The organism is Streptomyces sp. NPDC056128, assembly GCF_042263835.1.
GTDB lineage: Bacteria > Actinomycetota > Actinomycetes > Streptomycetales > Streptomycetaceae > Streptomyces.
The window spans coordinates 43478-65341 of the sequence record NZ_JBHJVQ010000002.1 but is presented as its reverse complement, the minus strand read 5'-3'; the positions used below and the strand labels follow the sequence as shown (position 1 = coordinate 65341).

The window sequence follows — 21864 nt, the reverse complement described above, 5'->3', positions numbered from 1 at the left end:
AACTGGTCGATCACTGGGTGAGGGGACCGCAGGATGCACGAGGCACCGGAGCTGACGACGGCGGCAGATCCCGCCTCCGAGGCCTTTCGGGCCAACGAGGAGGCGCACGGCGTCCTCGTTCAGGAGCTGCGCGCCAAGCTCGCCGCGGCCCGGCTCGGCGGCGGGGAGCGGGCTCGGGCCCGGCACACCGCGCGCGGCAAGCTGCTGCCGCGCGACCGCGTGGACACGCTGCTCGACCCGGGCTCGCCGTTCCTGGAGCTGGCCCCGCTCGCGGCCGACGGGCTCTACGACGGACAGGCCCCGGCGGCCGGCGTGATCGCCGGGATCGGGCGGGTGAGCGGCCGCGAGTGCGTGGTCGTCGCCAACGACGCCACCGTCAAGGGCGGCACGTACTACCCGATGACCGTGAAGAAGCACCTGCGGGCACAGGAGGTGGCGCTGGAGAACCGGCTGCCGTGCCTGTACCTGGTCGACTCGGGGGGCGCCTTCCTGCCGATGCAGGACGAGGTCTTCCCCGACCGCGAGCACTTCGGGCGGATCTTCTACAACCAGGCCCGGATGTCCGGCGCCGGCATCCCGCAGATCGCCGCCGTCCTCGGCTCCTGCACGGCGGGCGGCGCGTACGTCCCGGCGATGAGCGACGAGGCCGTGATCGTCCGCAATCAGGGCACGATCTTCCTGGGCGGCCCGCCGCTGGTGAAGGCGGCCACCGGCGAGGTGGTCACGGCGGAGGAGCTGGGCGGCGGCGAGGTCCACTCGCGCGTGTCCGGCGTGACCGACCACCTGGCCGAGGACGACGCGCACGCGCTGCGGATCGTGCGGCAGATCGTCTCCACGCTGCCCCGGCGCGGCGCGCTCCCCTGGGGCGTGGAGCCCGCCGTCGAGCCGAAGGCCGACCCGCAGGGGCTGTACGGCGCGGTGCCGGTCGACTCCCGCACCCCCTACGACGTCCGCGAGGTCATCGCGCGGGTGGTGGACGGGTCCCGGTTCGCCGAGTTCAAGTCGGAGTTCGGGCAGACCCTGGTCACGGGCTTCGCCCGTATCCACGGCCACCCGGTGGGCATCGTCGCCAACAACGGCATCCTGTTCGCCGAGTCGGCCCAGAAGGGCGCCCACTTCATCGAGCTGTGCGACCAGCGCGGCATCCCGCTGGTGTTCCTGCAGAACATCTCCGGGTTCATGGTCGGCCGGGACTACGAGGCCGGCGGCATCGCCAAGCACGGCGCCAAGATGGTGACGGCGGTGGCGTGCACGCGCGTGCCGAAGCTGACGGTGGTCGTCGGCGGGTCGTACGGCGCGGGGAACTACTCGATGTGCGGGCGGGCCTACTCACCGCGCTTCCTGTGGATGTGGCCCAACGCGAAGATCTCCGTGATGGGCGGCGAGCAGGCCGCGTCCGTGCTGGCCACGGTCAAGCGGGACCAGCTGGAGGCGCGCGGCGAGGAGTGGCCGGCCGAGGAGGAGGAGACCTTCAAGGCGCCGGTCCGCGCCCAGTACGAGCGCCAGGGGAACGCCTACTACGCGACCGCCCGCCTGTGGGACGACGGGGTGATCGAGCCCGCCGACACCCGGCGGGTGCTGGGTCTGGCCCTGACCGCCTGTGCCAACGCGCCGCTGGGTGACCCCCAGTTCGGCGTCTTCCGGATGTGAGGAGGGGACTCGATGGGAAGCACGATGGGGAGCTTGATGTTCGACACGGTGCTGGTGGCCAACCGCGGTGAGATCGCCGTGCGAGTCATCCGGACGCTGCGCGTGATGGGCGTGCGCTCGGTGGCGGTCTTCTCCGACGCCGACGCGGACGCGCGGCACGTGCGCGAGGCCGACGAGGCGGTGCGGATCGGCCCGGCGCCGGCGGCGGAGAGCTATCTGTCCGTCGAGCGGCTGCTGGAGGCCGCCGCCCGGACCGGCGCGCAGGCCGTCCACCCGGGGTACGGCTTCCTCGCCGAGAACGCGGGGTTCGCGCGGGCCTGCGAGGAGGCGGGGCTGGTCTTCATCGGGCCGCCCGCCGACGCGATCGCCCTGATGGGCGACAAGATCCGGGCCAAGGAGACGGTGCAGGCGGCCGGGGTCCCGGTCGTCCCGGGCTCCAGCGGCAGCGGGCTGACGGACGCCCAGCTCGCCGACGCCGCCCGCGAGATCGGCACCCCGGTGCTGCTCAAGCCGTCGGCCGGCGGTGGCGGCAAGGGGATGCGGCTGGTGCGGGACGCCGCCGTGCTCGACGACGAGATCGCCGCCGCCCGCCGCGAGGCCCGCGCCTCCTTCGGCGACGACACGCTCCTCGTGGAGCGGTGGATCGACCGGCCCCGGCACATCGAGATCCAGGTCCTGGCCGACGGCCACGGGAACGTGGTGCACCTGGGCGAGCGCGAGTGCTCCCTCCAGCGCCGGCACCAGAAGATCATCGAGGAGGCGCCCAGTGTGCTCCTCGACGAGGCGACCCGCGCCGCGATGGGTGAGGCCGCCGTGCAGGCGGCGCGCTCCTGCGGGTACCGGGGCGCGGGCACGGTGGAGTTCATCGTGCCGGGCAGCGACCCGTCGTCGTACTACTTCATGGAGATGAACACCCGCCTCCAGGTGGAGCACCCGGTGACCGAGCTGGTCACCGGCCTGGACCTGGTGGAGTGGCAGCTGCGGGTGGCGGCGGGCGAACCGCTCGGCTTCGCGCAGGAGGACGTCCGGCTGACCGGGCACGCGGTGGAGGCCCGGCTCTGCGCCGAGGACCCGGCGCGCGGCTTCCTGCCCTCCGGCGGCACGGTGCTGCGGCTGCGCGAGCCCGAGGGCGACGGGGTGCGCACCGACTCCGGGCTCAGCGAGGGCAGCGAGGTCGGCAGCCTCTACGACCCGATGCTGTCCAAGGTGATCGCGTACGGCCCCGACCGGGAGACGGCGCTGCGCAAGCTGCGGGCGGCCCTGGCCCGGACGGTGACGCTGGGCGTGCAGACCAACGCCGGGTTCCTGCGGCGGCTGCTCGCGCACCCGGCGGTGGTGGCGGGCGACCTGGACACCGGTCTGGTGGAGCGCGAGGCCGACGGCCTGGTCACCACGGACGTACCGGAGGAGGTGTACGAGGCGGCGGCGGCCGTACGGCTGGACGCGCTGCGTCCGCGCGGGGACGGCTGGACGGACCCGTTCTCGGTGCCGGACGGCTGGCGCACGGGCGGCGAGCCGAAGCCGGTGGCCTTCCCGATGCGGGCGCCGGGGCTCGCCCCCGTCACGCACTCCCCGCGCGGCACCCACACCGTCACCGACGACCAGGTGGCCGTCACCCTCGACGGCGTCCGGCACACCTTCCACCGCGTCGGGGACTGGCTGGGCCGCGACGGCGACGCCTGGCACGTGCGCGACCACGACCCGGTCGCCGCGTCCCTCACCCGCTCCGCCCACGCGGGCGCCGACTCGCTCACCGCGCCCATGCCGGGCACGGTGACGGTGGTGAAGGTCGCCGTCGGCGACGAGGTGGCCGCCGGACAGAGCCTGCTGGTCGTGGAGGCGATGAAGATGGAGCACGTCATCTCCGCCCCGCACGCCGGCACCGTCGCCGAACTGGACGTCGTGCCCGGCACCACGGTCGCCATGGACCAGGTGCTGGCGGTCATCACCCCGGCGGACGGGGAGGAGGAGACGGCATGAACACCCCCGATCTGGGCCTGCCCATGACGGTGCCGGCCGAGGGCCTGCCCGCCCGCGTCCGCATCCACGAGGTGGGCGCCCGCGACGGCCTGCAGAACGAGAAGGCGATCGTCCCGGCGGCGGTCAAGGCGGAGTTCGTCCGCCGTCTGGCCGGGACGGGCCTGACCACCATCGAGGCGACGAGCTTCGTGCACCCCAAGTGGGTGCCGCAGCTGGCGGACGCGGAGGAGCTGTTCCCGGCGGTCGCGGAGCTGCCGGTCGACCTCCCCGTCCTGGTGCCGAACGAGCGCGGCCTGGACCGCGCGCTGGCGCTCGGCGCCCGGCGGGTGGCGGTCTTCGCCAGTGCCACGGAGTCCTTCGCCAAGGCCAACCTGAACCGCACGCTGGACGAGGCGCTGGCCATGTTCGCGCCGGTGGTGGCGCGGGCGAAGGCGGCGGACGTGCACGTGCGGGGCTACCTGTCGATGTGCTTCGGCGACCCGTGGGAGGGCGCCGTCCCCGTCCCGCAGGTGGTGCGGGTCTGCCGGGCGCTGCTGGACATGGGCTGCGACGAGCTGAGCCTCGGCGACACCATCGGGGTGGCGACCCCGGGGCATGTCGACGCCCTGCTCACCGCGCTCACCGGGGCGGGCGTCCCCGTGGACACGCTCGGCGTCCACTTCCACGACACCTACGGCCAGGCCCTGTCCAACACCCTGACCGCGCTGCGGCACGGCGTGACGACGGTCGACGCCTCCGCCGGCGGCCTGGGCGGCTGCCCGTACGCCAAGTCCGCCACCGGCAACCTCGCCACCGAAGACCTCGTGTGGATGCTGCGCGGCCTCGGCATCGACACCGGCGTCGACCTCGGCCGTCTGGTCGCCACCAGCGTCTGGATGGCCGCCCACCTGGGCCGACCCAGCCCGTCCCGCACCGTACGAGCCCTCGCCGGCTCGGGCGCCGACTCCCACCAGGAGCAGTGAACAGCCATGGACCACAAGCTCTCCCCCGAACTGGAAGAACTCCGCCGCACGGTGGAGGCGTTCGCCCACGACGTCGTGGCGCCCAAGATCGGCGACTTCTACGAGCGGCACGAGTTCCCGTACGAGATCGTCCGGGAGATGGGCCGCATGGGCCTGTTCGGGCTGCCGTTCCCGGAGGAGTACGGCGGCATGGGCGGCGACTACCTGGCCCTCGGCATCGCCCTGGAGGAGCTGGCGCGGGTCGACTCGTCGGTGGCGATCACACTGGAGGCGGGGGTCTCGCTGGGCGCGATGCCCGTCCACCTGTTCGGCACCGAGGAGCAGAAGCGTGAGTGGCTGCCCCGGCTGTGCTCCGGCGAGATCCTGGGCGCCTTCGGCCTGACCGAGCCGGACGGCGGCTCGGACGCGGGCGCGACGCGGACGACGGCGCGGCTCGACGAGGCGACCGGCGAGTGGGTCATCAACGGCACCAAGTGCTTCATCACCAACTCGGGCACGGACATCACGGGCCTGGTGACGGTCACGGCGGTCACCGGCCGCAAGCCGGACGGCCGGCCCCTGATCTCGGCGATCATCGTCCCGTCGGGCACGCCGGGCTTCACGGTGGCCGCCCCGTACTCGAAGGTCGGCTGGAACGCGTCGGACACCCGTGAGCTGTCCTTCTCCGACGTCCGGGTCCCGGCGGCGAACCTGCTGGGCGAGAAGGGGCGCGGCTACGCCCAGTTCCTGCGCATCCTGGACGAGGGGCGCGTCGCCATCGCCGCGCTGGGTACGGGACTCGCGCAGGGCTGCGTGGACGAGTCGGTCAGGTATGCGAAGGAACGTCACGCCTTCGGCAAGCCCATCGGCGCCAACCAGGCCATCCAGTTCAAGATCGCCGACATGGAGATGAAGGCCCACACCTCCCGCCTCGCCTGGCGGGACGCGGCCTCGCGCCTGGTGACGGGCGAGCCGTTCAAGAAGGAGGCGGCGCTGGCGAAGCTGTACTCGTCGACGGTGGCCGTGGACAACGCCCGGGAGGCCACCCAGATCCACGGCGGGTACGGGTTCATGAACGAGTACCCGGTGGCCCGCATGTGGCGGGACGCGAAGATTCTGGAGATCGGCGAGGGCACCAGCGAGGTCCAGCGGATGCTGATCGCACGGGAGTTGGGGCTGGTGAGCTGAAGCGGAGCGCCGTCGCGGGGTGGGGCGGCCGGGTCTCATCCCGGCCCCACCCCTGGACAAGATCTGAGGTTAGGCTAACCTACCTTCGAATTGTCCCGCGGAGCTCCGCACCGTTCGAAAGCAGTCACACCATGCGCAACGCCAGAGCTGCCCACCCGACCCGTCGCGGAATCCTCGCCGCCGGCGGCGCCATCGGCCTCGGTGCCGCGCTCGCGGCCTGCGGGGACGACGACGCGAAGAGCGGCGGCTCGGGCGACGACGCGGGCGCCGGCAAGTCCGGCCCCTGGTCCTTCAAGGACGACCGCGGCACGACCGTGAAGCTGGACGAGGTGCCCACGAGCATCGTCGCCTTCACCGGTGTCGCCGCCGCCCTGTGGGACTACGGCGTCCAGGTCAAGGGCGTCTTCGGGCCCACCACGACCAAGGACGGCAAGCCCGACGTCCAGGCCGGCGACCTCGACGTCGACAAGGTCACCGTCCTCGGCAACGAGTGGGGCAAGCTGAACGTCGAGAAGTACGCGACCCTCGCCCCCGAGGTGCTCGTCACCACGACGTTCGACACCGCGGGCACCCTCTGGTCCGTCCCGGAGGAGTCCAAGGACAAGGTCGCCAAGCTCGCGCCGAGCGTGGCCATCTCGGTCTTCGACCGCCAGCTCACCCAGCCGCTCCAGCGCATGTGGGAGCTGGCCGAGTCGCTGGGCGCCGACATGAAGGCCAAGAAGGTCACCGACGCCAAGGCCGCCTTCGAGAAGGCCGCCGCCCGGCTGCGCGCCGCCGCCAAGGCCAAGCCCGAGATCAGGGTCCTGGCCGGCTCCGCGAGCCCCGACCTGTTCTACGTCTCCGGCACCAACTTCTCCGTGGACCTGGAGTACTTCAAGGCCCTCGGCGTGAACTTCGTCGAGCCCTCCGAGGAGGCGAAGAAGGCGACCGGCGGCTGGTTCGAGAGCCTGAGCTGGGAGAACGTCGACAAGTACCCGGCCGACGTCATCATCATGGACGACCGCGCCTCCACCATCCAGCCCGCGGACATCACCGAGGGCACCTGGAAGAAGCTCCCCGCGGTCAAGGCCGGCCAGGTCATCGCCCGCTCCCCCGAGCCGATCCTGTCCTACGACAAGTGCACGCCGCTGCTGAACAACCTCGCCGAGGCCATCGAGAACGCCAAGAAGGTCGGCTGACCTTCTCCGTCTCCCGGAGCACGCCATGACGACGGCCGTAGCCGCCCCGTTCCCCCGCTTCTCCCTCCAGGTCGTACGGACGAGGCGGCTCGGTCCGTCTCTGGCCCGTGTCACCTTCGCCGGGGACGACCTGCGCGCCTTCCACTCGGACGGCCGCGACCAGTCCCTGTCGCTGTTCCTGCCGCACCCGGGTCAGTCCGAGCCCGCGGTGCCGGTGGAGCGGGGCGACGGGTGGTGGCAGGCGTGGCGCGAACTCCCGGACGACGTACGGGCGGTGATGCGCTCGTACACGCTGCGGGCGCTCAGGCGGGACGGCGAGGGCAACACCGCCGAGATCGACATCGACTTCGTGCTGCACGGCGTCGAACCCGGCGCCGCCTTCGAGGCCGGCCCCGCCGCCCGCTGGGCCGCCGCCGCCGGCGCCGGGGACCGCGTCCTGCTGCTCGGCCCGGCGATCGCCGACAACCGGGCGATCCGCTTCCGGCCGCCCGAGGACACCGACCTGGTGGTGATCTGGGGCGACGAGACCGCCGTACCGGCCGCCTGCGCGATCGTCGAGTCGCTGCCAGCCGGCACCCGCGCCCGGGTCTGGCTGGAGGTGCCGCACGCCGAGGACGTGCAGGACCTCGACACGGCGGCGGACGCCGAGATCACCTGGCTGGTCCGGGACGTCACCGGCGGCCCCGAAGCGACCCTGACCACCCTGCGGGACGCGCGACTGCCGGACGCCGAGCACCCCTACGTCTGGATCGCGGGCGAGTCCGGCTGCGTCAAGTCGCTGCGCCGGCACTTCGTGCGCGAGCGCGGCTTCGACCGGCGGCGCGTCACCTTCGTCGGCTACTGGCGCCAGGGGCTGACGGAGGAACAGCTCCGCGAACAGGGCTGAAACCAGGGCGCCTTACTCCCGTGCACGTAAGTGACGGCAGTCACGCACGGGGCTGCGTTTGATCCACTCGACTTAGGTTAGGCTAACCTAAGTCGAAGCAAGGGCTCCGTCCCTTCCGCCCGTTCCCGCCCTTCCCTCTCCCTCTCGGACCGTCCCCACCGGAGGACCCCCACATGCGCTCGCACCTGCTCAACGACACCACCGCGGAGCAGTACCGCCGCTCCGTGATCGAAGGAGTCGAGCGGGTGGCCGCCAGAATCGCCACCACCGACCGCCCGTTCACCGGTGTCACGGTCGACGCCCTCTCCCCCCGCATCGACGAGATCGACCTCGACCGGCCGCTGCACGACACGGCCGCGGTCCTCGACGAGCTGGAGGACGTCTACCTCCGCGACGCCGTCTACTTCCACCACCCCCGCTACCTCGCCCACCTCAACTGCCCGGTCGTCATACCGGCGGTGCTCGGCGAGGCGGTGCTGTCCGCCGTCAACTCCTCCCTGGACACCTGGGACCAGTCGGCCGGCGGCACCCTCATCGAGCGGAAACTGATCGACTGGACCACCGACCGGATCGGCCTCGGCCCCGCCGCCGACGGCGTGTTCACCTCCGGCGGCACCCAGTCGAACCTCCAGGCGCTGCTGCTGGCCCGCGAGGAGGCCAAGACCGACTCCCTGGCCAAACTGCGGATCTTCGCCTCCGAGGTCAGCCACTTCAGCGTGCAGAAGTCGGCGAAACTGCTCGGCCTCGGCCCCGACGCCGTCGTCTCGATCCCCGTCGACCACGACAAGCGCCTGCACACCGTCGCCCTCGCCCGCGAGCTGGAGCGCTGCGCGCAGGACGGCCTCGTCCCCATGGCCGTCGTCGCCACGAGCGGCACCACCGACTTCGGCTCCATCGACCCGCTGCCGGAGATCGCCGCGCTCTGCGAGCAGTACGGCGTGTGGATGCACGTGGACGCGGCCTACGGCTGCGGGCTGCTCGCCTCCCTGAAGTACCGGGACCGGCTGGCCGGCATCGAGCGGGCCGACTCGGTCACCGTCGACTACCACAAGTCCTTCTTCCAGCCGGTGAGTTCGTCGGCCGTGCTGGTGCGGGACGCGGCCACCCTGCGCCACGCCACCTACCACGCGGAGTACCTCAACCCGCGCCGCATGGTGCAGGAACGTATCCCCAACCAGGTGGACAAGTCGCTCCAGACCACCCGCCGCTTCGACGCGCTCAAGCTGTGGATGACGCTGCGCGTGATGGGCGCCGACGGCATCGGGCAGCTCTTCGACGAGGTGTGCGACCTGGCCGCCGAGGGCTGGCGGATGATCGCCGGCGACCCGCGCTACGACGTCGTCGTGGAGCCGAGCCTGTCCACCCTGGTCTTCCGCTACATCCCGGCGGCCGTCACCGACCCCGCCGAGATCGACCGCGCCAACCTATACGCCCGCCGGGCCCTGTTCGCCTCCGGCGACGCCGTGGTCGCGGGCACCAAGGTGGCCGGACGCCACTACCTGAAGTTCACCCTGCTCAACCCCGAGACGACCACGGCCGACATCGCCGCCGTCCTCGACCTGATCGCCGGCCACGCCGAGCAGTACCTGGGAGAGTCCCTTGACCGCGCTTCCTGAAGCCAGTGCCACGTACGACTTCGTGGGGATCGGCCTCGGCCCCTTCAACCTCGGCCTCGCCTGCCTCACCGAGCCCATCGACGGGCTGAACGGCGTCTTCCTGGAGTCCAAGCCGGACTTCGAGTGGCACGCCGGCATGTTCCTGGACGGCGCCCACCTCCAGACCCCGTTCATGTCGGACCTGGTCACGCTCGCCGACCCGACCTCCCCGTACTCCTTCCTCAACTACCTGAAGGAGAAGGGCCGGCTGTACTCGTTCTACATCCGGGAGAACTTCTACCCGCTGCGTGTCGAGTACGACGACTACTGCCGCTGGGCCGCGAACAAACTGAGCAGCGTCCGCTTCTCCACGACGGTCACCGAGGTGACGTACGACGAGCGCGAGGAGCTGTACGCCGTCGCCACCACGGCCGGCGACACCTACCGCGCCCGCCGCCTCGTCCTCGGCACCGGCACCCCGCCGCACATCCCCGAACCCTGCCGGGGCCTGGCCGGCGACTTCCTCCACAACTCCCAGTACGTCCAGCACCGGGCGGAGCTGGTGAAGAAGGAGTCGATCACGCTGGTCGGCAGCGGCCAGTCCGCCGCCGAGATCTACCAGGACCTGCTCAGCGAGATCGACGTCCACGGATACCAGCTCAACTGGGTGACGCGCTCCCCGCGCTTCTTCCCGCTGGAGTACACCAAGCTCACGCTGGAGATGACCTCCCCGGAGTACGTGGACTACTACCACGCGCTGCCGGAGCCCACCCGCTACCGCCTCACGGCGGAGCAGAAGGGCCTGTTCAAGGGCATCGACGGCGACCTGATCAACGACATCTTCGACCTGCTCTACCAGAAGAAACTGGGCGGCCCGGTCCCCACCCGGCTGCTCACCAACTCGGCCCTGACCAGCGCCCGGTACGCCGACGGCACGTACACCCTGGGCTTCCGCCAGGAGGAGCAGGGCACGGACTTCGAGATCGACACCCAGGGCCTGATCCTGGCCACCGGGTACCGGTACGCCGAGCCGGAGTTCCTCAAGCCCGTCCGCGACCGGCTCCGCTACGACTCCCGCGGCAACTTCGACGTGGCCCGCAACTACGCCGTGGACGTCACGGGCAGCGGCGTGTTCCTGCAGAACGCGGGTGTCCACACGCACAGCGTCACCAGCCCGGACCTGGGTATGGGCGCCTACCGCAACAGCTACATCGTCCGAGAGCTGCTCGGCACCGAGTACTACCCGGTCGAGAAGTCGATCGCGTTCCAGGAGTTCAGCGCATGACCACCCCCACGAAATCCGCCACCACGAGGATCGGCGCCCTCACCCTGCGCCCCCTCGACCCGCTCAAGGACGCCGGGCTGCTGCACGGCTGGCTCACCCACCCCAAGTCCGCGTTCTGGATGATGCAGGAGGCGAAACTGGTCGACGTCGAGCGGGCCTACATGGAGGTGGCCGCCGACCCCCACCAGGACGCCTACATCGGCCTGCACGACGGCGTCCCCGCCTTCCTGATGGAGCGGTACGACCCCGTCCACCGCGAGCTGACCGGCCTGTACGAGCCGGAGCCCGGTGACGTCGGCATGCACTTCCTGGTCGCCCCCACCGACCGGCCGGTGCACGGCTTCACCCGCGCCGTCATCACCGCCGTCATGACCGAGCTGTTCGCCGACCCGGCCACCGCCCGCGTCGTCGTCGAGCCGGACGTCGACAACAAGGCCGTCCACGCCCTGAACGCAGCCGTCGGATTCGTGCCCGAGCGCGAGATCCAGAAGCCGGAGAAGAAGGCGTTGCTGAGCTTCTGCACCCGCGACCAGTTCGCGAAGGCGGTGTCCGCATGAGCCTCGCCGACGCCGTCGCCCACCTCTCCCCCGAACGCTGGGAGCAGGCCAACCGCCTCCTGATCCGCAAGGCCCTGGCCGAGTTCACGCACGAGCGGCTCTTCTCCCCCGAGCAGGACGGCGAGGAGTACGTCGTCCTCAGCGACGACGGCCAGACCCGCTACCGCTTCACGGCCACCGTCCGCGCCCTGGACCACTGGCAGGTGGACGCCGCCTCGATCACCCGCCACCGCGACGGGGCCGAACTCCCGCTCGCCGCACTGGACTTCTTCGTCGAGCTGCGGAAGACGCTGGGCCTGAGCGAGGAGATCCTGCCGGTCTACCTGGAGGAGATCTCCTCCACCCTCTCCGGCACCTGCTACAAGCTCACCAAGCCGAGGATCACCTCCGCCGAGCTGGCCCGCGGCGACTTCCAGGCCGTCGAGACCGGCATGACCGAGGGCCACCCGTGCTTCGTCGCCAACAACGGGCGGCTCGGCTTCGGCATCCACGAGTACCTCTCGTACGCCCCCGAGACCGCGAGCCCGGTCCGGCTGGTGTGGCTGGCCGCGCACCGCTCCCGCGCGGCGTTCACGGCGGGCGTGGGCATCGAGTACGAGTCCTTCGTCCGCGACGAGCTGGGCGAGGCGACCGTCGACCGCTTCCACGGCGTCCTGCGCGAGCGGGCCCTGGACCCGGCCGACTACCTGTTCATCCCGGTCCACCCCTGGCAGTGGTGGAACAAGCTCACCGTCACCTTCGCCGCCGAGGTCGCCCGCGGGCACCTGGTCTGCCTCGGCGAGGGCGACGACGAGTACCTGGCCCAGCAGTCCATCCGCACCTTCTTCAACGCCTCTCACCCCGGGAAGCACTACGTGAAGACGGCCCTGTCGGTCCTCAACATGGGCTTCATGCGCGGCCTGTCGGCGGCCTACATGGAGGCCACGCCGGCCATCAACGACTGGCTCGCCCAGCTCATCGACGGCGACCCGGTGCTCAAGTCGACCGGTCTGTCGATCATCCGGGAGCGGGCCGCCGTCGGCTACCGGCACCTGGAGTACGAGCAGGCCACCGACCGCTACTCGCCGTACCGCAAGATGCTGGCGGCGCTCTGGCGGGAGAGCCCGGTGCCCTCCCTCAAGGACGGCGAGACGCTCGCCACCATGGCCTCCCTCGTCCACGTCGACCACGAGGGCGCGTCCTTCGCGGGCGCGCTGATCGAGCGGTCGGGCCTCGCGCCCGCCGAGTGGCTGCGGCACTACCTGCGCGCCTACTACGTCCCGCTGCTGCACAGCTTCTACGCCTACGACCTGGTGTACATGCCGCACGGCGAGAACGTGATCCTGGTCCTGGAGGACGGGGTGGTGCGGCGCGCGATCTACAAGGACATCGCCGAGGAGATCGCGGTGATGGACCCGGACGCGGTACTGCCGCCGGAGGTCGCCCGGATCGCCGTGGACGTGCCCGAGGACAAGAAGCTCCTGTCCATCTTCACGGACGTCTTCGACTGCTTCTTCCGCTTCCTCGCCGCCAACCTCGCGGGCGAGGGCATCGTGGAGGAGGACGACTTCTGGCGGACGGTCGCGGAGGTCACCCGCGAGTACCAGGAGTCGGTGCCGGAACTGGCCGAGAAGTTCGACCGGTACGACATGTTCGCGCCCGAGTTCGCGCTGTCCTGCCTCAACCGGCTCCAGCTGCGCGACAACCGGCAGATGGTGGACCTCGCCGACCCGTCCGGCGCGCTCCAGCTGATCGGCCGGCTGGAGAACCCGCTCGCCGGCCGGTAGCCGGGCCCATGGACAGGCGGGCACCCCGGAGACGGTCCTCCGGGGTGCCCGTCACCGCGTTCCGGTCAGGCCGGGCTCACGTCCAGGGGACCTGCGGCGAGCGGTAGTAGTCGATCTCCATCGCCTCCCAGCGCGGCGCCTGCGCGGCCAGCCGCACCTTGTAGGTGTCCCAGTCGTGCGTCGACGCCGGGGACCAGCCCAGCTCGGCGACGCCCGGCAGCCTCGGGAAGGCCATGAACTCCAGCTGCTCCGGGTTGGACAGGGTCTCCGTCCACAGCGGCGCCTCGACACCGCGCACCGCGGAGGCCGGGGCGCCCGGCAGATAGGCGGCCGGGTCCCAGTCGTAGGACCGCCGCACCTCGACATAGCCCGCCCAGGACAGGCCCAGCGGGGTGTCCTTGGTGTACTTCATGTCCAGGTACGTCCGGTCGGCCGGGGACAGGATCAGCCCGGTCCCGTTCCGCGCCGCCTCGGCGACCTGGGCCTTCTCCGCGTCGCTGGTACGGTCCAGGCCCCAGTACTGGACGAGCGCGCCCTCCACCGGTTCGGCGCTCGCCAGCTGGTGCCAGCCGACGACCGTCTTGCCGTACTTCTCGACGATCGGCTGCACCCGCTTCATGAACGCCACGAAGTCCTCGTGCGGCGTGGAATGCGCCTCGTCGCCACCGATGTGGAGGTAGCGGCCCGGGGTGAGCGCGGCCAGCTCGCGCACGACGTCGTCGACGAAGTCGTACGTGACCTCCTTGCCGACGCACAGCGAGCTGAAGCCCACCTTGGTGCCGGTGTACAGCGGCGGCGCGACGCCGTCGCAGTTCAGCTCGGCGTAGGAGGCGAGGGCCGCGTTGGTGTGGCCCGGCATGTCGATCTCGGGGACGACCTCCAGGTGGCGGGAGGCGGCGTAGCGCAGGATCTCCTTGTAGTCGTCCTTGGTGTAGTAGCCGCCGGGGCCGCCGCCGACCTCGGTGGAGCCGCCGTACGTGGCCAGGCGCGGCCAGGAGTCGATGGCGATGCGCCAGCCCTGGTCGTCGCTGAGGTGCAGGTGGAGCTTGTTGTACTTGTAGAGGGCGATGCGGTCGATGTACTGCTTCACCTCGTCGACGGTGAAGAAGTGCCGGGAGACGTCCAGCATGGCGGCGCGCCAGCCGTAGCGGGGGGTGTCCTCGACGGTGCCGCCGGCCACCAGCCAGGGGCCGGGCTGCACGGAGTCCTTCTCGACGGCGGCGGGCAGGAGCTGACGAAGGGTCTGGACGCCGTGGAAGAGGCCGGCCGGCTTGCGGGCGGTGATGGTGACGCCGGAGCGGCCGCTGTCGAGGCGGTAGCCCTCGTCGCCGTAGGAGCCCTTCGCCAGGCGCAGCTGGATGCCGCCGTGGCCGTGGGAGGTGACGGGCAGCCGGTAGCCGGTGGAGGGACGCAGCACGCCGGCGAGGTAGTCGCCGACGCGGCGGGCCTCGCGCGAACCGTCGACGCGGATGTGGGTGGAGCGGTTGATGCGGTACGGGGCGCCGCCCGGGTCGACCGAGGCGGGGGCCGGGATCACCTGGTCCAGGGGGGTCGCGGCGGTCTTGTGCGCGGGTGCCGCGCCGGTGGTGATGGCACAGGCCGTCGCCACCAGAAGCAGCGATCCCAGCAGCCGGCTGGTGCGGGGAGTCGTTCGGTGGTGCCGTCGATGAGCTCTCACGTGCGCGCTCCCTTCGCGGGTGTGCGGTACGGGGGTTGGGGACGGGTGTAGACCACTCTCCCGCACCATCGCCGCCCACAGAAGCGATGAAACAATCCGCGCATGGCGGAAATCATCCAGAAGGACGGAACGTGGGTCTTCGACGGCGACTCGCTGCGGCTGACTCCTGGACGCGACAAGAGCGTCGCCCTGCTGCGCCGGGAGTTGGGTGAACTGCTCGTCCCGCTCTCGGCGTTGGCGGGCATATCGTTCGAGCAGGGCCGCAAGTCCGGCCGGCTGCGGCTGCGCCTGCGGGACGGCGCCGACCCGCTGCTGCACGCGACGGGCGGCCGGCTGACCGAGCCGCACGACCCGTACCAGCTCCTCGTGGAGTCCGACCGGTACGGCGTGGCCGAGTACTTCGTGGACGAGGTGCGCAACGCGCTGCTCCTCGACCAGGTTCCGCCGGGTCCGGTGGACGCGTACCTGCTGCCGGGCCCCGCCGTCCCGCTGTCGGTGTCGGCCGGGGACGGCATCGCGAGCTTCGACGGCGAGCGGGTGCGCCTGGAGTGGAAGTGGCAGGCGGAGGACGCCAAGTCGGCCGGGGGTCCGCGCACCCTCCCCCTCGGCGACATCCTCTCGGTGGAGTGGCAGCCGGAGGTCGGCATGGAGAACGGCCACCTCCGGTTCACCGTGCGGGGCGCGCCGAGCAAGGTGCCGCCCAAGTACGACCCGAACGCGGTGGAGCTGTGGGGCTTCAAGAAGGACCCCCTGATGGCCCTGGTCGCCGCGGCCGTGCAGGCCCGCCTCCCGCACCCGGCCGCCCCCGCCGCCGTGGAGAAGACCCTCCCGCCGGGGGACGCGGCCGCCCCGGCCCCCGCGGCCGAGGACGACCACGACGCGCTGCTGCGCCGGCTGCGGGAGCTGGGTGAGCTGCACCGCTCCGGGGTCCTGACGGAGGAGGAGTTCAACCTGGCCAAGCAGGCGGTACTGAAGCGATTCTGACCGGCCCCCGCCGACCCCTGCCCGAAATCGGGCAGGATTCTTGCATAACCGTGCCTCGTACTCCAGGATCTACCGGGTGCACGACGAACTCGTTGATCATCTGACGCGGTCCACTCCCCTGAACCGGGGCGAGGCGCTGCGCGTGATCCAGGACGTGCTCGCCTACTTCGACGAGACGACCGAGGAATTCGTCCGTCGCCGCCACCGCGAACTCCAGACCCAGGGCCTGGTGAACGCGACGATCTTCGAACGGATCGGGTCGGAACTGAAATACCGGGCGGTGGCACCGGCGGAGCTGTCGCTCCGTCAGCTGCGCCGCATCGTCTACGGCTGAGAAGCCGAAGAGGAACACGAGGTTTACGTATATATGTGCGGAATCGTCGGATACATCGGCAAGCGTGACGTCGCGCCCCTGCTCCTGGAGGGCCTCCAGCGCCTGGAGTACCGCGGCTACGACTCGGCGGGCATCGTCGTCACGTCCCCGAAGGCGGCCGGCCTGAAGATGGTCAAGGCCAAGGGCCGGGTCCGCGACCTGGAGGCCAAGGTCCCGGCGCGCTTCAAGGGCACCACCGGCATCGCCCACACCCGCTGGGCCACCCACGGCGCCCCGTCCGACGCGAACGCCCACCCGCACATGTCGGCCGACCAGAAGGTCGCCGTCGTCCACAACGGCATCATCGACAACGCCGCCGACCTGCGCCGCAAGCTGGAGGCGGACGGCGTCGAGTTCCTCTCCGAGACCGACACCGAGGTCCTCGTCCACCTCATCGCCCGCTCCGAGGCGGAGAAGCTCGAGGACAAGGTCCGCGAGACCCTGCGGGTCATCGAGGGCACCTACGGCATCGCCGTGATGCACGCCGACTTCCCCGAGCGCATCGTCGTCGCCCGCAACGGCTCGCCGGTCGTCCTCGGCATCGGCGAGAAGGAGATGTTCGTCGCCTCGGACATCGCCGCGCTGGTCGCCCACACCCGCCAGATAGTCACCCTCGACGACGGCGAGATGGCCACCCTCAAGGCGGACGACTTCCGCACGTACACCACCGAGGGCACCCGCACCACCGCCGAGCCCACCACCGTGGAGTGGGAGGCCGCCTCCTACGACATGGGCGGCCACGACACCTACATGCACAAGGAGATCCACGAGCAGGCCGAGGCCGTGGACCGCGTGCTGCGCGGCCGGATCGACGACCGCTTCTCCACCGTGCACCTCGGCGGCCTCAACCTGGACGCCCGCGACGCGCGTGCCGTGCGCCGCGTGAAGATCCTCGGCTGCGGCACCTCGTACCACGCGGGCCAGATCGGCGCCCAGATGATCGAGGAGCTGGCCCGCATCCCCGCGGACGCCGAGCCCGCCTCCGAGTTCCGGTACCGCAACGCGGTCGTCGACCCCGACACCCTGTACATCGCCGTCTCCCAGTCCGGTGAGACGTACGACGTGCTGGCCGCCGTGCAGGAGCTGAAGCGCAAGGGCGCCCGCGTCCTCGGCATCGTCAACGTGGTCGGCTCGGCGATCGCCCGCGAGGCCGACGGCGGCATGTACGTGCACGCCGGGCCCGAGGTCTGCGTCGTCTCCACCAAGTGCTTCACCAACACCTGCGTCGCCTTCGCGCTGCTCGCCCTGCACCTGGGCCGCACCCGCGACCTCTCGGTCCGCGACGGGAAGCGGATCATCGAGGGCCTGCGCAAGCTGCCCGCGCAGATCGCCGAGATGCTGGAGCAGGAGGAGGACGTCAAGAAGCTGGCCGCGCAGTACGCCGACGCCCGCTCGATGCTCTTCATCGGCCGCGTCCGCGGCTACCCGGTCGCCCGTGAGGCCTCCCTGAAGCTCAAGGAGGTCTCGTACATCCACGCCGAGGCCTACCCGGCCTCCGAGCTGAAGCACGGCCCGCTCGCCCTGATCGAGCCCGCGCTGCCGACGGTCGCGATCGTGCCGGACGACGACCTGCTGGAGAAGAACCGCGCGGCCATGGAGGAGATCAAGGCCCGCAGCGGCCAGATCCTCGCCGTCGCCCACCAGGAGCAGGAGAAGGCCGACCACACCATCGTCGTCCCGAAGAACGAGGACGAGCTGGACCCCATCCTGATGGGCATCCCCCTCCAACTCCTCGCCTACCACACGGCCCTGTCCCTGGGCAGGGACATCGACAAGCCGAGGAACCTGGCAAAGTCGGTAACGGTGGAGTAACGCGCCCCAAAGGGGCGCGGGGAACTGCGCGACAAGCCACGACGCACCCGCACAGGCAACACAACCGAACGGCCCCCCACGTGTGCCACCAAACACGCGGGGGGCCTGCGCGCCACACGGCGGGACGCTACGGAATGATCACCACGGGCCGCTTCGCCCGCTTGGCGAGCCGCCCGGCGACGGAGCCGAAGAGCCGGCCCACGAGTCCGTGACTGGAGCCGACGACGATGGCGTCCGCCTCGTACTCCCGGCCCACCTCTTCGAGTTCGTGGCAGATGTCGCCGCCGCGCTCGACCAGGATCCAGGGGACGTCGGCGAGATAGTCGGCGCACGCCAGCTCCAGACCCAGCACCTCGGTGCGGTGGTCCGGCACGTCCACGAAGACGGGAGGCTCGCAGCCGGCCCACACCGTGGTGGGCAGTCGGTTGGCGACATGCACGATGACCAGGCCGGAGCCCAGCCGGGATGCCATGCCGATGGCGTACGCAAGGGCACGCTCACTGGATGTGGAGCCGTCGAAGCCGACAACGACCCCGTGCTTGAAGGCGGGGTCGCACGACTGGCGTGGCTCTTCGGCCGCCAGGGGCTCGGCCGCCGTAGGTTCGGCGACGGGCCGCTTGCGGTCCGCGGGTTCGAAGAATTCGTGACCGGCCATGGCTGTCTCGGCGTTTATATCCTCTATGGGGGGCCAACAGTGGGCGGTGAGCTGTGTCCGGGAATGGTCTTCCCAACCCCATACCCCCAAGGGTACGGCGGCACGCCTCCTTCGCCCAGATCCCGCGGAGGGTCCGCCGCGGGGTTCACCGGAGCATGCCCGAGGGGCGCCCGCAACGCAATGGTTGCTGCCCTGTACAGGCGGTTTGCACAGGATTCAACTGTCGGTGACCGGTCGTGACCGACGCGCCGCGCGGGCGTTGATCTCCATGCCGCCAGCCTCAGGGAGCACCCGTGTCCGGACCGCACCGCCCCGCCGAGCCGACGTCCGCGCCATCCCGGGACGGCGTGACCGACCTCGTCCGCTGGGCGGCGTTCAGCTGCTTCCTGGTCCCGGTCGCGCTCCTCTGGTACGGCGCGTCCTTCGCCGGCACGGCAGGCACCGCCCTGGGCCTGGCCGCCGTCACCGGCGTGTGCCGTCTGCTGCTGCGGCGGTCCGAGCGCCTCGCCGCGCACCCGTGCGGCGGGGAGCGCGCGGGGCGGGGCGGCCGCCGGCGCAGGCCCGCGGCGCGGGCGCGCGGGGGCGGACGGCACGCTGGGGAAAACACACCGGTCGACTGACCGGTTTCCGCGCACAGTTCCGCTTCTTTTCAGCCAACTTCCTGGGGTGGCTCATCTACCCCCCTCACCACCCCCAAACCCCCGTTCCACCTGCACGGAAAGGGTCTCGGGGACCCCGCGCACCCTACGGGGATTGGCCACTGACACAAGGCGCACTTCCCTGGGGCGCCCCAGAGTGCAACGCTTCGTGATCGACTGCTTCACGCCAAGTTGCCATGTCGACAATGTCCCAAGTGCCGAACCGGCCATCCCGGCGCGACGGGACACAGTAGATTCGATCTTGACTGTCTACGGCGGGGGACTCGTGCAGGACCGAGGGGAAACGTGTTGGAGCGACAGACCCGAAGGGTAGAGGGTGCCGCGACCACCGAGGGGGGCTTAGCAGTATGAGCCACGACTCCACCGCCGCGCCGGAAAGCGCCGCCCGGAAGCTTTCCGGGCGACGCCGCAAGGAGATCGTCGCGGTGCTGCTGTTCAGCGGCGGCCCCATCTTCGAGAGTTCCATACCGCTGTCGGTGTTCGGGATCGACCGCCAGGACGCCGGCGTGCCGCGCTACCGCTTGCTGGTGTGCGCCGGTGAGGACGGCCCGCTGCGGACCACGGGGGGCCTCGAACTGACCGCGCCGCAGGGCCTGGAGGCGATCTCACGCGCGGGCACCGTCGTCGTGCCGGCGTGGCGGTCGATCACCTCGCCGCCGCCGGAGGAGGCGCTCGACGCCCTGCGCCGGGCGCACGAGGAGGGCGCCCGCATCGTCGGCCTGTGCACCGGCGCCTTCGTGCTGGCGGCGGCCGGCCTGCTGGACAGCCGCCCCGCGACCACGCACTGGATGTACGCGCCGACGCTGGCCAAGCGCTATCCGTCGGTGCACGTGGACCCGCGCGAGCTGTTCGTGGACGACGGCGACGTGCTGACGTCCGCGGGCACCGCCGCCGGGATCGACCTGTGCCTGCACATCGTGCGCACCGACCACGGCAACGAGGCGGCCGGTGCGCTGGCCCGCCGCCTGGTGGTGCCGCCGCGCCGGAGCGGAGGCCAGGAGCGCTACCTGGACAGGTCTTTACCGGAGGAGATCGGCGCCGACCCGCTCGCCGAGGTCGTCGCCTGGGCGCTGGAACACCTCCACGAGCAGTTCGACGTGGAGACGCTGGCCGCGCGCGCCTACATGAGCCGCCGCACCTTCGACCGCCGCTTCCGGTCGCTGACCGGCAGTGCGCCGCTCCAGTGGCTGATCACCCAGCGGGTGCTGCAGGCGCAGCGCCTGCTGGAGACGTCGGACTACTCGGTGGACGAGGTCGCGGGCCGCTGCGGCTTCCGCTCGCCGGTGGCCCTGCGCGGTCACTTCCGCCGCCAGCTGGGGTCCTCCCCTGCCGCCTACCGTGCCGCCTACCGGGCCCGGCGCCCCCAGAGCGAGCGCCCGGTGGACCCGGATCCGGGCAGCGCGGGAGCCCCCCGGCCGCCCGCCCCGGCCGAACCGGCCGCCCTGTCACCGGAGGGTTCGGTCCCGTTCCAGACCCGCCGCACAGCGGCACCGGTCCCGGCGGCGGCCGGCGTCCCGGGCCAGCGGGGCGCGTCGTGACATAGCTCTCGGAACGCCGGACGGGCGATTCAGCCCGTCCGGCGTTCACCTTCGACGCCGGGCAGCCCCATCCAGCCCGTCCGGCGTTCACCTTCTACGCCGGGCAGCCCCATCCAGCCCGTCCGGCGTTTGAGGACGAGGCCGTCAGGCCGAAGCGGGGGTTCGGGGGCGGCAGCCCCCGTGACGCCCGCCCCGACGCCGGGGGACCGATAAAGGGGCGCCCACCGTACAGTGGCCGCATGAACGATCGCATGGTGTGGATCGACTGCGAGATGACCGGCCTCTCGCTGTCCGACGACGCGCTCATCGAGGTAGCCGCCCTCGTCACCGACTCCGAGCTGAACATCCTCGGCGAGGGCGTCGACATCGTCGTCCGCCCGCCGGAGCGGGCCCTGGAGACGATGCCCGACGTGGTGCGTGAGATGCACACCGCGTCCGGCCTGCTCGCGGAGCTGGACGGCGGCACGACGCTCGCGGACGCCGAGGCGCAGGTCCTCGCGTATGTACGGGAGCACGTGAAGGAGCCCGGCAAGGCCCCCCTGTGCGGCAACTCGGTCGGCACCGACCGCGGCTTCCTGCTGCGGGACATGCCCACGCTCGAGGACTACCTCCACTACCGGATCGTCGACGTCTCCTCGATCAAGGAGCTGGCCCGCCGCTGGTACCCGCGGGCGTACTTCAACAGCCCCGAGAAGAACGGCAACCACCGCGCGCTCGCCGACATCCGCGAGTCCATCGCCGAACTGCGCTACTACCGGGAGGCGGTCTTCGTCCCGCAGCCCGGCCCGGACTCCGAGACCGCCAAGGCGATCGCCGCGAAGCACGTCGTACCGGCCAGGTAGGGGCCCCGGCACGCCGGGGAGCGGCGCCCGGAAAGCCGGGCGCGAGCACCCCTTCGGACCCTGTACACTTTTTCTCAGCCGGTCGGGAAACCCCGCCACGCGGGATTCGAGCACCGGCCTTGGTGGGTGTAGCTCAGTTGGTAGAGCACCTGGTTGTGGTCCAGGTGGCCGCGGGTTCAAGTCCCGTCACTCACCCTGATCCGTCGGGCGGGGGACCTGGCGCAAGGAACCCCCCCACCGGCGTCCCGGCCCACCCCCCCACCGCCCACACACACCCCGCCCCCACTCCCCCCCCAC

At 71.3% G+C, this 21864-nt stretch carries 18 protein-coding genes and 1 tRNA gene; 17 read left to right on the top strand and 2 right to left on the bottom strand.

Annotated elements, in window-relative coordinates; translation table 11 throughout:
• Window positions 1-33: 33 nt before the first annotated feature.
• The 10 genes from ACFC1X_RS04245 (at window position 34) to ACFC1X_RS04200 (ending at window position 13026) form a co-directional block, all read left to right on the top strand.
• Window positions 34-1650, top strand: a complete 1617-nt coding sequence (locus tag ACFC1X_RS04245; RefSeq protein WP_376348642.1) for a carboxyl transferase domain-containing protein — start codon at window positions 34-36, stop codon at window positions 1648-1650.
• Window positions 1651-1686: 36 nt separating this feature from the next.
• The gene (locus ACFC1X_RS04240; RefSeq protein ID WP_376349749.1) at window positions 1687-3630 is read left to right on the top strand and encodes an acetyl-CoA carboxylase biotin carboxylase subunit; all 1944 of its coding nucleotides are present in this window, start codon (window positions 1687-1689) and stop codon (window positions 3628-3630) included.
• Window positions 3627-4592, top strand: a complete 966-nt coding sequence (locus tag ACFC1X_RS04235) for a hydroxymethylglutaryl-CoA lyase (RefSeq protein WP_376348640.1) — start codon at window positions 3627-3629, stop codon at window positions 4590-4592. Before ACFC1X_RS04240 ends, ACFC1X_RS04235 begins: the two co-directional genes overlap by 4 nt.
• A 6-nt stretch (window positions 4593-4598) precedes the next feature.
• Window positions 4599-5759: an acyl-CoA dehydrogenase family protein gene (locus ACFC1X_RS04230; protein ID WP_376348639.1), complete on the top strand. Its 1161-nt coding sequence runs from the start codon at window positions 4599-4601 to the stop codon at window positions 5757-5759.
• A gap of 131 nt (window positions 5760-5890) precedes the next feature.
• Window positions 5891-6937: an ABC transporter substrate-binding protein gene (locus ACFC1X_RS04225; protein ID WP_376348638.1), complete on the top strand. Its 1047-nt coding sequence runs from the start codon at window positions 5891-5893 to the stop codon at window positions 6935-6937.
• A gap of 25 nt (window positions 6938-6962) precedes the next feature.
• Window positions 6963-7823, top strand: coding sequence for a siderophore-interacting protein (locus ACFC1X_RS04220; RefSeq protein WP_376348637.1), 861 nt, complete (start codon window positions 6963-6965; stop codon window positions 7821-7823).
• A 173-nt stretch (window positions 7824-7996) separates the two neighbouring features.
• On the top strand, window positions 7997-9439 hold the full coding sequence (desA, locus tag ACFC1X_RS04215; RefSeq protein WP_376348635.1) for a lysine decarboxylase DesA: 1443 nt from the start codon (window positions 7997-7999) through the stop codon (window positions 9437-9439).
• Window positions 9423-10703 carry a lysine N(6)-hydroxylase/L-ornithine N(5)-oxygenase family protein gene (locus ACFC1X_RS04210; protein WP_376348633.1) on the top strand — a complete coding sequence of 427 codons (1281 nt, stop codon included), beginning with the start codon at window positions 9423-9425 and terminating at the stop codon, window positions 10701-10703. Before desA ends, ACFC1X_RS04210 begins: the two co-directional genes overlap by 17 nt.
• On the top strand, window positions 10700-11260 hold the full coding sequence (locus ACFC1X_RS04205) for a GNAT family N-acetyltransferase (RefSeq protein WP_376348632.1): 561 nt from the start codon (window positions 10700-10702) through the stop codon (window positions 11258-11260). Before ACFC1X_RS04210 ends, ACFC1X_RS04205 begins: the two co-directional genes overlap by 4 nt.
• On the top strand, window positions 11257-13026 hold the full coding sequence (locus ACFC1X_RS04200) for an IucA/IucC family protein (protein ID WP_376348631.1): 1770 nt from the start codon (window positions 11257-11259) through the stop codon (window positions 13024-13026). The genes ACFC1X_RS04205 and ACFC1X_RS04200 overlap by 4 nt, the downstream gene beginning before the upstream one ends.
• 76 nt (window positions 13027-13102) lie before the next feature.
• Here ACFC1X_RS04200 and ACFC1X_RS04195 read toward each other — a convergent pair whose 3' ends face one another.
• On the bottom strand, window positions 13103-14704 hold the full coding sequence (locus ACFC1X_RS04195; protein WP_376348629.1) for a beta-N-acetylhexosaminidase: 1602 nt from the start codon (window positions 14702-14704) through the stop codon (window positions 13103-13105).
• Between the two features lie 102 nt (window positions 14705-14806).
• Here ACFC1X_RS04195 and ACFC1X_RS04190 point away from each other — a divergent pair, with 102 nt between their 5' ends.
• From ACFC1X_RS04190 to glmS, 3 genes are all read left to right on the top strand, one after another.
• Window positions 14807-15688, top strand: a complete 882-nt coding sequence (locus ACFC1X_RS04190) for a DUF4429 domain-containing protein (protein ID WP_376348627.1) — start codon at window positions 14807-14809, stop codon at window positions 15686-15688.
• Between the two features lie 76 nt (window positions 15689-15764).
• The gene (locus tag ACFC1X_RS04185; RefSeq protein WP_376349747.1) at window positions 15765-16022 is read left to right on the top strand and encodes a hypothetical protein; all 258 of its coding nucleotides are present in this window, start codon (window positions 15765-15767) and stop codon (window positions 16020-16022) included.
• Window positions 16023-16055: 33 nt separating this feature from the next.
• Window positions 16056-17873 (top strand): glutamine--fructose-6-phosphate transaminase (isomerizing), encoded by a 1818-nt coding sequence (gene glmS / locus ACFC1X_RS04180; RefSeq protein WP_376348626.1) that lies wholly within the window; start codon window positions 16056-16058, stop codon window positions 17871-17873.
• A gap of 127 nt (window positions 17874-18000) precedes the next feature.
• Here the strand turns inward: glmS and ACFC1X_RS04175 are convergent, their stop codons facing one another.
• Complete coding sequence (locus ACFC1X_RS04175; protein ID WP_125495710.1) at window positions 18001-18528, bottom strand: universal stress protein; 528 nt, start codon at window positions 18526-18528, stop codon at window positions 18001-18003.
• 293 nt (window positions 18529-18821) lie between these two features.
• Here ACFC1X_RS04175 and ACFC1X_RS04170 point away from each other — a divergent pair, with 293 nt between their 5' ends.
• From ACFC1X_RS04170 to ACFC1X_RS04155, 4 genes are all read left to right on the top strand, one after another.
• A complete protein-coding gene (locus tag ACFC1X_RS04170) occupies window positions 18822-19148 on the top strand; it encodes a hypothetical protein (protein WP_376348624.1) in 327 nt (108 codons plus the stop codon).
• 386 nt (window positions 19149-19534) lie between these two features.
• Window positions 19535-20725, top strand: a complete 1191-nt coding sequence (locus ACFC1X_RS04165) for a helix-turn-helix domain-containing protein (protein ID WP_376348622.1) — start codon at window positions 19535-19537, stop codon at window positions 20723-20725.
• A gap of 239 nt (window positions 20726-20964) precedes the next feature.
• Complete coding sequence (gene orn, locus ACFC1X_RS04160) at window positions 20965-21567, top strand: oligoribonuclease (protein ID WP_376348621.1); 603 nt, start codon at window positions 20965-20967, stop codon at window positions 21565-21567.
• A 122-nt stretch (window positions 21568-21689) separates the two neighbouring features.
• Window positions 21690-21762 (top strand) — tRNA-His (locus ACFC1X_RS04155).
• Window positions 21763-21864 lie beyond the last annotated feature (102 nt).